10 protein-coding genes are annotated in these 12068 nt (G+C 67.9%); 4 read left to right on the top strand and 6 right to left on the bottom strand.

Translation table 11 applies throughout. The annotated features are described in order from the left end of the window. Positions 1-35: 35 nt before the first annotated feature. From rsmG to FBQ73_RS17395, 3 genes are read left to right on the top strand one after another with little or no spacing between them, the layout of a single operon-like run. Positions 36-785, top strand: a complete 750-nt coding sequence (gene rsmG, locus FBQ73_RS17385) for a 16S rRNA (guanine(527)-N(7))-methyltransferase RsmG (RefSeq protein ID WP_138400742.1) — start codon at positions 36-38, stop codon at positions 783-785. After that, positions 782-1630, top strand: coding sequence for a ParA family protein (locus tag FBQ73_RS17390; protein ID WP_138400743.1), 849 nt, complete (start codon positions 782-784; stop codon positions 1628-1630). Before rsmG ends, FBQ73_RS17390 begins: the two co-directional genes overlap by 4 nt. Positions 1631-1656: 26 nt before the next feature. Beyond that, entirely contained in the window at positions 1657-2577 is a 921-nt protein-coding gene (locus FBQ73_RS17395) for a ParB/RepB/Spo0J family partition protein (RefSeq protein WP_138400744.1), read from the top strand. Positions 2578-2672: 95 nt separating this feature from the next. Here the strand turns inward: FBQ73_RS17395 and FBQ73_RS17400 are convergent, their stop codons facing one another. After that, on the bottom strand, positions 2673-3140 hold the full coding sequence (locus FBQ73_RS17400; protein ID WP_138400745.1) for a MucR family transcriptional regulator: 468 nt from the start codon (positions 3138-3140) through the stop codon (positions 2673-2675). Positions 3141-4179: 1039 nt separating this feature from the next. Between FBQ73_RS17400 and recR the strand changes: the two genes are divergently transcribed. Next, positions 4180-4785, top strand: coding sequence for a recombination mediator RecR (gene recR, locus FBQ73_RS17405; RefSeq protein WP_012113862.1), 606 nt, complete (start codon positions 4180-4182; stop codon positions 4783-4785). A 27-nt stretch (positions 4786-4812) separates the two neighbouring features. On the opposite strand, the gene FBQ73_RS17410 is transcribed toward recR, so the two are convergent. From FBQ73_RS17410 to FBQ73_RS17430, 5 genes are all read right to left on the bottom strand, one after another. Beyond that, the gene (locus tag FBQ73_RS17410) at positions 4813-5640 is read right to left on the bottom strand and encodes an outer-membrane lipoprotein carrier protein LolA (RefSeq protein WP_246089753.1); all 828 of its coding nucleotides are present in this window, start codon (positions 5638-5640) and stop codon (positions 4813-4815) included. 209 nt (positions 5641-5849) lie between these two features. Next, entirely contained in the window at positions 5850-8333 is a 2484-nt protein-coding gene (locus FBQ73_RS17415) for a DNA translocase FtsK (protein WP_449353879.1), read from the bottom strand. Between the two features lie 15 nt (positions 8334-8348). Next, entirely contained in the window at positions 8349-9599 is a 1251-nt protein-coding gene (locus FBQ73_RS17420) for an aminotransferase class I/II-fold pyridoxal phosphate-dependent enzyme (RefSeq protein ID WP_210236806.1), read from the bottom strand. A gap of 72 nt (positions 9600-9671) precedes the next feature. Next, positions 9672-10622, bottom strand: a complete 951-nt coding sequence (locus FBQ73_RS17425) for a bifunctional riboflavin kinase/FAD synthetase (RefSeq protein ID WP_138400747.1) — start codon at positions 10620-10622, stop codon at positions 9672-9674. 194 nt (positions 10623-10816) lie between these two features. Continuing rightward, positions 10817-11719: a TIGR01459 family HAD-type hydrolase gene (locus FBQ73_RS17430; RefSeq protein ID WP_138400748.1), complete on the bottom strand. Its 903-nt coding sequence runs from the start codon at positions 11717-11719 to the stop codon at positions 10817-10819. Between the last annotated feature and the right edge of the window lie 349 nt (positions 11720-12068).

A 12068-nucleotide genomic window follows, 5' to 3' on the forward strand; every position in this document is an offset into this window, starting at 1 on the left:
ATCATGGGGATAGTGGCGGCGGAGCGAGAGGTCCGATGAAGGGCGGCAAGCGGGAGCGCGGGAGCGCGGGGCGCGAGGTCATCGCTGCGGTGGTTTCACGTGAAACACTTGGCCGGCTCACCATCATCGCCGATCTGCTGGTGAAGTGGCAGAAGACCATCAATCTCGTCGCCCCCGCCACCCTGCCCGACCTGTGGGCGCGGCACGTGGGTGATTCGCTCCAGCTCGTTCACCATGTGCCGCAGACCCCCTTGCGCTGGGTGGATCTGGGGTCCGGCGGCGGTTTTCCCGGCCTGGTGGTGGCGGCGGTGCTGGCGGAGCGGGATGGTGCCCACATGCATCTTGTGGAAAGCGACACCCGCAAGGCCGCCTTCCTGCGGGAGGCGGCGCGGCTGGCGCAACTGCCTGTCACCGTTCACGCCGCGCGCATCGAGCAGGTGGCGCAAGTGCTGGCGCCCGGGACGGATGTGGTCTCCGCCCGCGCCCTGGCGCCTTTGCCGAAGCTGCTGGATCTGGCCGCGCCGTTCCTCGCCGCAGGGGCCATTGGCCTATTTCCCAAGGGTCGCGATGCGGAACGCGAATTGACCGACGCGGCAAGAAGCTGGACACTCGACTGCGACCTGCGCCCCAGTACGAGCGATCCCGAAGGCCGGATCCTCCTGGTAAGGGGCGCCAGGCGCGGGACCGACACCATCGAACCCCAGTCCGGCGCGCGCTCCCCCGGGGAGCCGGATGCCGGTGGCGGGCCGCCCGAATGCGACGCGTCGAGGATGAAGGCGCCATGATCGATCAAGAGACCCCTTCCCCCGCCGGTGGCACCCCCGCCGCGCCGCGTGTGCTTGCCCTTGCCAACCAGAAGGGCGGGGTGGGCAAGACCACGACGGCCATCAATCTGGGCACGGCGCTCGCCGCCATCGGTGAGACCGTGCTGGTGGTGGACCTCGACCCGCAGGGCAATGCCTCGACCGGCCTTGGCATCGAGCGGCGCGCGCGCAACCTCTCCACCTATGACGTGCTGACCGGCGAGGCCAGCATGCGCGAGACGGTGATGGAAACCGGCGTGCCGCAGCTTTATGTGGCGCCCTCCACCCTCGACCTGTCGGGCCTGGAACTGGAGATCGCGGCCGAGCGCGACCGCGCCTTCCGCCTGCGCAGCGCGCTCAAGGCGCTGGCGGCGGACAGCGCCGCGCCCCGCTTCACCTATGTGCTGGTGGACTGCCCGCCCTCGCTCTCGCTACTGACGGTGAATGCCATGGCGGCGGCCGATGCCATCGTGGTGCCGCTGCAGTGCGAGTTTTTCGCGCTGGAGGGCCTGTCGCAGCTGCTGAAGACGGTGGAGCAGGTGCGGGTCAGCCTCAATCCGGCGCTCACCATCCACGGCATCGTGCTGACCATGTATGACGGCCGCAACAACCTGTCCGAGCAGGTGGTGCAGGACGTGCGGCAATTCATGGGCGACAAGGTCTATGAGACCGTGATCCCGCGCAACGTGCGGGTGTCGGAGGCGCCGTCCTATGGCAAGCCGGTGCTGCTCTACGATCTCAAGTGTGTGGGATCACAGGCTTATCTGCGCCTCGCCTCGGAGGTGATCCAGCGCGAGCGCGCGGCGCGCGCGGATGCTGCGGCCTGATAGCGGACAAGGGACGGGACACGGTCATGGCGGATGAACAGCGCTCGCGGCTCGGCCGCGGTCTTGCGGCGCTCATCGGGGAAATGGGGGAGCCTCAAGCGGCCCCGGCGGCGCGATCGGGGGCAGGGCGCGGCGGGCCGCGCCGGGTGCCCATCGAGCATGTGCGGCCCAATCCGCGCAATCCGCGCCGCACCTTCCTGGAGGAGGGACTGGAAGACCTCACCGCCTCCATCCGTGAGAAGGGTATCATCCAGCCCATCGTCGTGCGCCAGCTGAACGGCAGCGACAGTTTCGAGATCGTCGCCGGCGAGCGGCGCTGGCGCGCGGCTCAGCGCGCGGCGCTGCACGAGGTGCCGGTGGTGGTGCTGGAACTGTCCGATCGGGAGGCGCTGGAAGTCGCCATCATCGAGAATGTGCAGCGCGCCGACCTCAACCCAGTGGAAGAGGCCCAGGGCTACGAATCCCTCATGGGGGAATTCGACTATAATCAGAATGATTTGGCTCGTATCATCGGCAAGAGCCGTAGCCATATCGCCAACACCCTGCGGCTGCTGAAGCTGCCGGCGGGGGTGAAGACCTATCTCGCCGACGGGCGCCTGAGCGCCGGCCATGCCCGCGCGCTGCTGGCCTGCGCCGATCCCGAGCGCATGGCGAAAGATGTGGTGGAGAAGGGGCTAACCGTTCGCGACGTGGAGGCCTTGTCCAAGGCTCGCACCGCGCTCACCACGGCGCCGGCGAAGGGCGAGGCGGGCCAGACGGGCAAGGGCAGCAAGGGCGGGGCACTGGAGCACAAGAGCGCAGACAGCCGGGCGCTGGAAAAGCGTCTCTCCGACGCGCTCGGTCTCAGCGTGGGGATCGAGGGCAAGGGCGAGGCGGGCGAGCTGCGCATCCGCTACAAGAGCCTTGATCAACTCGACGAAGTCTGTCGACGCCTCGGGCTCGACTGAATTTTTGTCTCAAATAGAGAAATAGGACAGAAAAACGGTTCTGTCTGCCAATAAAACGGCCGCGCCGGGATTGCTCCTGGCGCGGCCGTTTTGAATCAGGCTGCGGCCTTGGCGCGGCGGGCGGGCTTCTTGGCCGGGGCGACGGGCGCCTTCTTGCGGGTCTGGCCGAGGCCCATGTTCTTGGCCAGCTCGGAGCGGGCGGCGGCATAGGCCGGGGCGACCATGGGATAATCCTTCGGCAGGCCCCACTTCTCGCGGTAGACTTCGGGGGTCATGCCGTAGCTGGTGCGCAGGTGGCGCTTCAGCGACTTGAACTTCTTTCCGTCTTCCAGGCAGATGATGTATTCGGGCGTCACCGACTTCTTCACCGGCACGGCGGGCTTCTGCTCTTCCACCACGGGCGCGGCAGGCGTGCCGAGCTGGCCGAGGGCGCGGTAGACCGATTCAATAAGAGCGGGCAGCTCGGTGGCTGAAACACTGTTATTGCTCACATAGGCCGCAACGATCTCTGTGGCGAAGTCGATGTAGCTCGGCGATGCGGAATTGGAATCGGAGTCGCTCACGGGAAGTCCCTTTCTGTTTGTTCGTGGCGATGGGCGTCGCGGGAGCGCCAGCCTCGGGCTAGAGCGCGATCCGACCAGACGGGCTCAATCTGGTCGGATCGCGCTCTAACTTTAAGAAGCGAGAACGCGTTCTCCGATCAGCTTGCGGCGCAAGCTGATCGGCGCGTGCTCTAGCACCACATCGGCTTCTGAACTTTTCGCAAATAATCTATAGCACCAGTCCAAAGAAATACAATCCTGCCTGCAAAAACTCTTGAAGATCGAGCAATAATGCGGGTTTGCGCCGGATATCGGGCGTCATGACAGGCACGGAAAGGCCGCATTTGATCCTTGTGACATCAGCGAATCGCGCCCTTCTCAGATGAAAACATCGGGACGCAGAAGTGTTGGTGTAAGGCATCCGCGTAGCGCCTTGGAGCCGCCCTCTGCCAGATGGTGCTCAGGCGATCCCGCCAGCTCTTCTTCTTGTTTCCTTTAAGGAAGTACAACGTGTCACGACGCGCAACTGTGGGTCGCAATGGGATGCGCGCGAAGCTTGAGGCGGGTATGACCTGCCTTGACACCGGCGCAAAGAAAAGGCGCCCAAGGCAAAGCTATGGACCATTCAGAGGGGTGATATCACTCCGGTTCCGACCTCGATTCCCCCCGGCCCGGCCGGCTCCCGGCAAGTCGCACCATGGGGCGCGCCGCGACCGGATGCTGCTTTTCTGTCCGAGAGTTCAGGTGTGGATCCGGTCAGGTCGGGTCCATCTGATCGGCTTTGCTTCCGGCGGTGGTTGCGGTCTCTTGGCGGGGTGGTTTGGAAAGTCCCCAAAGATGTTTCCAGAGGCCAGGCTGCACTTCGCCATACTCCGGTATGGTCTGTGGGGCGTGGGGTGAGGGCACAGTGGCCCATTCCACCAACGGTTTTGTCCTTGACCGCGGCCGGGAGGGCTTCGCTCACGCGCCGCGCGGGATTATGACCAATGGCCGCCGTGCCAAACGCGGCGGCCGTCGGTATCACTCTGCGATCCAGCCGGACCCCGCTTCAGGAGACACTATGCCCCGCGCCGTTGCCGGCCCTGAGATCGAGCGCCTGATCCAGCTCATCGCCCGCCTTCCGGGGCTTGGTCCGCGTTCGGCGCGCCGGGTGGCGCTGCATCTCATCAAGAAGCGCGAGGCGCTGATGGCGCCGCTCGCCGCCGCCATGACCGACGCGCTGGGCAAGATCGTGGAATGCCGCCGCTGCGGCAATGTGGATGTGTGCGACCCCTGTACGATCTGCACCGACACCTCCCGCGACCGGCGCACCCTCGTGGTGGTGGCGGACGTGGGCGACCTGTGGGCGCTGGAGCGGGCAGGGGTGCTGAATGCCCCCTATCACGTGCTGGGCGGCGTGCTCTCGCCCCTCGACGGGGTGGGGCCGGAAGACCTCAACCTCGCGAAACTGGTCACGCGCGTGCATGAGGATGAGGTGGGCGAGGTGATCCTCGCCCTCGGCGCCACCGTGGATGGGCAGACCACCGCCCATTACATCACCGATCTGCTGCGGGAAGCGCATGTGCGGGTTACGCGCCTCGCCCAGGGCGTGCCGGTAGGCGGCGAGCTTGATTATCTGGACGAGGGCACCTTGTCCGCCGCCATTCGCGCCCGCACACAGATGTGAGCGTTCAAGACGGCATGGAAGCGGGTGTTACTGAAGCATCCGTTCGAAATTGATCACGAACAGCTTCGGGTCGGGCTTCTTGTTCATCTGCAGGTTGGAAAGCGTCACCTGGGTGTCGTAGCCCTGCGGATCGGTGATGATCCACTGCTTCAGCGCGGATGTCTTGGCATCGAACATGATGAGCAGACGATAGGTGCCCATCATGGGCACCTGTTCCTGCATCACCACCGAGATGAACTTGTCGTCCTGGAACACCCCGGCCACATGCGGATCGGCGGCGAGGTCGATGCGCTCCGCCAGAAGGAAGCGCAGGGGCGTCTGCGACAGGGGGGTGATGTCCTGGGTGTTCAGCTTGCGGTCGCGCACCGCCACCGACTGGCCATTGGCGATCAGCTCCACCGGGCTCGGCGCATCATATTCGAAGCGCACGCGGCCGGGCTTCTGCATGTAGACGTCGCCGGTGCGGCGGGTGCCGTCCGGGTCGATCTGGGTGAAGTTGCCTGTCAGGGACTGCACCGAGTTGTAGTAATTGGTGACCCGATCGACAGTGGCGCGCGGCGCCCGCCCGTCCGGGTTGGCGACGGCCTGCACGGGCGCGGCCTGGGCCACGGCGAAACCGGCCGCGCCCGGCTTCTGCGGCGGCAGGGGAGCGACATTGGGGGCGGCGTTGGGCGCGCTCTGCCTGCCCTGCGGTTTCATCAGGTCGCCTGGGGGCAGGATGGTCTGGGCCGAGGCGACGCCGCCTGACAGCATGGCGAGGGTCACGGCAAGCCCGCATGACAAAGCAACGCCGCGCGCGACAGGCGACAGGCAGCGGCGGACGCGGGACTTGGCGGGAAAGCGGCTCGGCATCATTGAGGTCTCTGGCGCGCGGCGTTCGGGACGGGAAGTGCGAAACCTGGAGTCTGGTTCCGACCTGGCCCCGGCGCAGGCTGATCGGAGGAACATCTTGTCAATATAGACCTTGCCCAAAGCGTATGGCGATCCTGTGGCCTGATATCGGGCAGGCGGAAAGCCTTGCGTCCGATGTTACCTGCCGGATGTGCGTGTAGAGGCCGCCTGATCTACTCGGCCGCCTCTTCCGGCATCAGGATCTCGCGCTTGCCGGCATGGTTGGGGGCGGCCACGAGCCCTTCCTTCTCCATGCGCTCCACCAGCGAGGCGGCGCGATTGTAGCCAATCTGCAGCCGGCGCTGGATATAGGAGGTGGAGCACTTGCGGTCGCGCATGACCACGGCGACCGCCTGCGAATAGAGGTCCTGCCCCTCCTCGCCGAAGCCGCCCTTGTCGAACACCGCGCCGCCCTCGTCCTCGTCCTCGGTTTCGGCGGTCACGGCCTCCACATAGGAGGGCACGCCCTGGGCCTTGAGGTGCTTCACCACGCTCTCCACCTCCTCGTCGGAGACGAAGGGGCCGTGGACGCGGGAGATGCGCCCGCCGCCGGCCATGTAAAGCATGTCGCCTTGGCCGAGCAGCTGTTCGGCGCCCATCTCGCCGAGGATGGTGCGGCTGTCGATCTTGGAGGTGACCTGGAAGGAGATGCGGGTGGGGAAATTGGCCTTGATGGTGCCGGTGATCACGTCAACAGAGGGGCGCTGGGTGGCCATCACCAGATGGATGCCCGCCGCGCGCGCCATCTGGGCGAGGCGCTGGATGGCGCCTTCGATGTCCTTGCCGGCCACCAGCATCAAATCCGCCATCTCGTCCACGATGACGACGATATAGGGCAGGGGCTCGAGGTTCATCTCCTCGCGCTCGTAGATGGCTTCGCCCGTGTCGTGGTCGAAGCCGGTCTGCACCGTGCGGGCCAAGGTCTCGCCCTTGTCTGTGGAATCCTTTACCCGCGCGTTGAAGCCGTCGATGTTGCGCACGCCGAGCTTCGACATCTTCTTGTAGCGGTCTTCCATCTCCTTCACCGCCCACTTCAGGGCCACCACCGCCTTCTTGGGATCGGTGACCACGGGGGCAAGCAGGTGCGGGATGCCGTCATAGACGGACAGCTCCAGCATCTTGGGATCCACCATGATGAGCCGGCACTGCTCCGGCTTCAGCCGGTAGAGCAGGGAGAGGATCATAGTATTGATGGCCACCGACTTGCCGGAGCCGGTGGTGCCGGCCACCAGCAGGTGGGGCATGCGCGCGAGGTCGACGATTACCGGATCGCCGCCGATGGTCTTGCCCAGCGCGATGGCCAGCTTGTGGCCGGAATCGCCGAAATCCTTAGTGGCGAGCAATTCGCGCAGCAGCACCTTCTCGCGCTTCTGGTTGGGCAGCTCGATGCCGATGGCGTTGCGGCCCGGCACCACGGCGACACGCGCCGATACCGCGCTCATGGAGCGGGCGATGTCGTCGGCCAGGCCGATGACGCGGGAGGACTTGATGCCCGGCGCAGGCTCCAGCTCGTAGAGGGTGACCACCGGGCCGGGGCGCACCTGGCCGATCTCGCCGCGCACGCCGAAATCCTCCAGCGTGCCCTTCAGCTCCTTGGCGGTGTCGGCCAGCGCCTCCGGGCTCATGGCCGGGGCCTTGGTCTGCACCGCCGGGGTCAAAAGGTCGAGGGCCGGGTGCTGGTAGCCGGCCCGGCGGGACCCGCGCCGTCCGCCGGCATCGCGTTTTGCGGAGCGGCCGCGCGGCTCGCCGGTGCCGAGATCCTGGCCGGCCTCGGCTTTTGGCTCCAGGGCCGCACCGGCCCCGCCGATGCGGGGTTCCATGCGCTCGCCGCCGCGCCGCGGCGCAGGACCTGCCGCGTCCGCGCCGCGGGGCGCCGCCTCGCGCTTGTGACCGAGGAGACCGGCGACGTTGAGGCGCGCCTTCCAGGACAGGAGGGTGTGGGTGAGCGCGCCGAGGGACACGGCGGCGCCGTCGTCTTCCTCGTCCTCGTCGCCCATCTCGCCGGGCAGCTCGGTGTCGGGGGCGACCCTGAGCGGCGTGCGCCGTCCGCCGCTTACCGCGAAGAACAGGCCGGTGGTGCCGAAGGCGAGGCCCGCCGCGCCGATCACCAGGGCATCGATGACCGAGGCCGTGGTGCCGCGCACCACGCCCAGCGCCCGGGGAAACAGATCGCCCAGCGCCCCGCCCATGCCGGTAAGGCCGGGCCAGGTGTCGGGCCGGGGCAGGGCGCCGAGGAAGGCAGTCATCCCCAGGACGCCGATGAGCCAGCAGGTGGTGCGCATGCGTTCGCGGCTGAAGGGGCGGTGGGTCACCAGCCGCCAGCCGTAGTAAAGCGGCGGCAGCAGCACCGCGAGGGCGGCGAGGCCGAACAATTGCACCAGCAGGTCCGCCACCACCGCGCCGGGCCAGCCCAAAAGGTTGGTCACCGGGGCATGGGTGGCGTTGGACAGGCTTGGGTCCGAGGCCGACCAGGAGCCCAGCGCGACGAAAGAGGTCAGCGTCGCGATGATGAGGCTGGTGCCGACGATTTCGCGGCCGCGCCGCCGCACGGCGAGCCGCACGCCCTCGGGGATGAGGTCGAAGCGCGGGGCGGCGGGCGGCATGCGCGTGTTGAGCACGGCATCGGCGGTAGAGGAACGGCTTCTGGCCCTCGGCATCGGCGCTGCTCTCCTTCAGGTGAGGGCGGCGACGAGGCGGGTCAGCACCTCCTCGCAGGTGGGAAGATCCTGGACCAGGGCGACGCGCAGGAAGTTCGCGGCAGGGTTGGCGCCGGTCAGGTCGCGGCGGGCGAGATAGCCGCCGGGCACCGTGCGCAGCCCCTGCTCACGCCACAGCTTCACCGCCGCCGCCTCGCCCCCCGACAGGGTGTCGGAGGCAAGGTGCGATACATCGAGCCACAGGAAGAAGCCGCCGCCCGGTCGCTCATAGCCCAGGCGACCCTCCAGCATGCGGTCGGCAAGATCGAACTTGGCGCGATAGAGGTCGCGGGAGGCGGTCACATGGGCCTCGTCCTCCAGCGCCGCCACCGCCACCGCCTGCAACGGCTCCGGCACCTGCGGCGCCGCCACCCAGCGGAAGGCGAGGAAATCCTTCAGGAAGGCCGGGTCGCCGGCGCAGAAGCCGCAGCGCAGGCCGGGCAGGGACGAGCGCTTGGACAGGGAGTTGAAGGCCACCGCCCGGCTGAAGTCGTCGCCCGCCACTTCCAGGATGCCGGCGGGCTTTTCCGCGCCGAGGTAGATTTCCGAATAGCACTCGTCCGAGAACAGGAAGGCCCCGTGCCGGCGCGCCAGCTCCAGCGCCCGACCGAGATAGGCGGCGGAGGCGATGGAGCCCTGCGGGTTGGCCGGGGAGGCGATGTAGATCGCCACCGTGCGCTCCAGCAGCGCGGGGTCAAGGGCGTCGAGGTCGGGCAGCCAGCCGCTGTCGCGGGAGGTGGGCACCACCACTGCCTCACAGCCCGCCGCCTCCGCGCCGGCGGCATAGGCGGCATAGAAGGGATTGGGCAGCAGCATGGCGGGGCGGCCCTTGGCGCCCTTCCTCGGATCGGTCAGGCGGCGCGCCACGATGGCGGCGGAGAACAGGCCCTCCCGCGAGCCGTTGAGCGCCAGCACCTCGCGGTCGGCATCGATGGGGCGGGCGAGGGCGTAGCGCTGCGCCAGCCAGCGGGCGGCGGCGGCGCGGAAGGTGGGGGTGCCCTCGGCGCGGGGATAGCGGCCGAAGCCGGGCAGCGCCTGCGCCAGCACCGGGCCGACGAAATCCGGCATGGCGTGTTGCGGCTCGCCCACCGCCGCGCTCAACGGCTGGCGGCCGGGGTCCATCCCCGCCAACAGGTCGGCGAGGCGGATGAAGGGCGAGCGGCGGTCCTCGGGAAGCGTGACGGGGGAAGCTGGCACGGCGGAGCGGTCTTTTCTCGCGGCGATCATGGTTGCCGCGAGAATGGGGCCGTGTCGGTTAAGGTGCGGCTAACTCAGATCGCAGGGATGCGCCGGGTGCGCTCAAATCCGGGCGAGAACGTCGCGGGCCTGCCGCGCATCGGCCGCGATCTGGGCGACGAGGGCGTCGATGCCGTCGAATTTCAGCTCCGGCCGCAGATAGGCGTGGAATTCCACTTCCAGCGTGGCGCCGTAGAGATCACCGGAAAAATCGAACAGGTGCACTTCCAGGAGCGGGCGGCCATTGTCGAAGGTGGGCCGGCGACCGTAATTGGCCACCCCGTCGAAGCGCCCCAGCGGCGTCAGCGCGCGCACCGCATAGATGCCGAAGGCCAGCTCCATGTCCTCGGCGAGGGCAAGGTTGGCGGTGGGAAAGCCGATGGTGCGGCCGCGCTTGTCGCCGTGCAGCACCTCGGCCGCCACCGCGAACGGCCGGCCCAGCATGTGCGCCGCGTGGCCCACCTGCCCGGAAGCCAGCGCGCTACGGATGGCGGTGGAGGAGATGGCGTCGCCTTCGTCCCGCATGGGGGGCACCACCGTGACCTTGAAGCCGTGCCGGCGCCCCGCATCTTCGAGGAAAGCCGGGGAGCCGGCGCGGGCGCGGCCGAAATGGAAGTCGAAGCCCACCGCCACCCCGGTGACGCCATAGCGCCCCACCAGGATCTCGCGCACGAAATCCTCCGCCTCCATGCCGGCGAGCTGGGCGTCGAAGGGCAGAACGATGGCACCCTTCAGTCCGCTTTCGGCGATGTGGCGCAACTTGCGCGCCTCCGGTGTGAGGCGGAACGGCGCCGAGGCCGGATTGAAGAAGGTACGCGGATGGGGCTCGAAGGTGACGGCGATGGCCGGCACGCCGGCCTCGGCCGCCATGGCGCGGGCGGTGTCGAACACCGCCCGGTGGCCGCGATGCACCCCGTCGAAATTGCCGATGGCCACCACCGGACGCGCCAGGGCGGGCGGAAGCTGTGCGTTGCCGCGCACCAGGAGAAAGTCGGAGGAGGGATCACCTGTCATCGGCGGGCAGCAGCCTTGCCTTGTCTTCACGCGGCGAAACGGGGCGGCGCCCGGCGCAAAGGCACGCCAGCGCCGACGAAGAACAGGTGCACTGATGGATCAGAGTATTGGGGTTCGACCTGTCCGCGGCAAATGGGTTCCATCTGCCACGGTCGAACCACTAGGCGCAGGCGCCGGGAGGCGTCAAGGGTGCCTTACCAGGCGAGGCGGGGCATGACGCCCCGCGGATGGGCATGGCCGGTGAACAGCTCGGCGAGGCTTTCGGTGTCCGGAATGGCGCCGTCGACCGATTTCAGCTCCTGGGCATGGATGCCGCCGGAGATGAACAGGCTGTCGAAGCCGGCATCATTGGCCCCGGCGATGTCGGTGCGCAGGGCATCGCCGATGCCCAGCACGCGGGCGCGATCGATGACGGTGCCGCGGATCACCTCGGCATGGGCGAAGGCGGTGTCGTAGATCGGCCGGTAGGGCTTGCCGCACCAGAAGGCCTTGCCGTCCAGTTCTTCATAGGCCTTGGCGATGGCGCCGGAGCAGAAGATGAGCTGGTCGCCCCGCTCCACCACCAGGTCCGGATTGGCGCAGATCATCGGCAGGTCGCGGGCCTTCATGGCCTTGAGCGCGTCCGCGTAATCGTCCGGCGTCTCCACCTCGTCGTTGAACAGGCCGGTGACCACCACGAGGTCGGCGCCGGCAAGATCGGTGAGCGTGAGGCCGAGCCCGTCGAACAGGCTGAGGTCGCGCTCGGGTCCCAGGTGATAGGTGCGCGCGCCGCTGCGGGCCGCCAGCATCTCGCGGGTAACGTCGCCGGAGGTGACGATGCCGTCATAGGCGGTACGCGGCACGCCGAAGCCGTCCAGCATCGCCATGACGAAGCGGTTGGGTCGCGGCGCGTTGGAGACGAGGATCACGCTGGCGCCATCGGCGCGGGCGCGGGTCAGGGCGTCATGGGCGCTCTCGAAGGCGGCGACGCCGTTGTGCAGCACGCCCCACACGTCGCACAGAATGAGATCGTACTGGCCCGCGTAGGCGGACAGGCCGGACACCAGAGGCGGTGCGTGGGGGTGTGTCCTCTGTGTGCTGTCAGAGCGCTCGGCCATGGGTCGTATCCTCGGGGCGTTTCCTCTTGTGCACCGCACAAGTGCCATGACGGAAACCGAACCACAAGGGCTGCGCGTGGGGGTGAGCGTTGGGGCAGGCCCCGCTCAGCTTGGAAAGACGCGCCATGCAACAGTCGTGTCCCGGCGGACGAGGGGAAGGGGCGACGCGTTGGTAGAGGATATGGATCGCGCCGCACCGGAGAGGGCGGTAGCCCCCTCCCTGCCGTCGCCGCACGGGGGGAGAGTTCACCAGCGGTGCGGGCTGCACTGCCGGTTCCAGTCCCAAGCCACCGTCACTCCCTCTCCCGCGTGCGGGAGGGGAGGGGCAGACGCCGGGGCTCAATATGAG

The sequence above is a fragment of the Xanthobacter autotrophicus genome (genome assembly GCF_005871085.1).
Lineage (GTDB): Bacteria > Pseudomonadota > Alphaproteobacteria > Rhizobiales > Xanthobacteraceae > Xanthobacter > Xanthobacter autotrophicus.

Excerpts from the sequence above, each read along its gene's own strand:
- rsmG (WP_138400742.1), top strand. The coding sequence starts at position 36 with ATGAAGGGCGGCAAGCGGGAGCGCGGGAGCGCGGGGCGCGAGGTCATC.
- FBQ73_RS17390 (WP_138400743.1), top strand. The coding sequence starts at position 782 with ATGATCGATCAAGAGACCCCTTCCCCCGCCGGTGGCACCCCCGCCGCG.
- FBQ73_RS17395 (WP_138400744.1), top strand. The coding sequence starts at position 1,657 with ATGGCGGATGAACAGCGCTCGCGGCTCGGCCGCGGTCTTGCGGCGCTC.
- recR (WP_012113862.1), top strand. The coding sequence starts at position 4,180 with ATGCCCCGCGCCGTTGCCGGCCCTGAGATCGAGCGCCTGATCCAGCTC.
- FBQ73_RS17410 (WP_246089753.1), bottom strand. The coding sequence starts at position 5,640 with ATGATGCCGAGCCGCTTTCCCGCCAAGTCCCGCGTCCGCCGCTGCCTG.
- FBQ73_RS17415 (WP_449353879.1), bottom strand. The coding sequence starts at position 8,333 with ATGCCGAGGGCCAGAAGCCGTTCCTCTACCGCCGATGCCGTGCTCAAC.
- FBQ73_RS17420 (WP_210236806.1), bottom strand. The coding sequence starts at position 9,599 with ATGATCGCCGCGAGAAAAGACCGCTCCGCCGTGCCAGCTTCCCCCGTC.
- FBQ73_RS17425 (WP_138400747.1), bottom strand. The coding sequence starts at position 10,622 with ATGACAGGTGATCCCTCCTCCGACTTTCTCCTGGTGCGCGGCAACGCA.
- FBQ73_RS17430 (WP_138400748.1), bottom strand. The coding sequence starts at position 11,719 with ATGGCCGAGCGCTCTGACAGCACACAGAGGACACACCCCCACGCACCG.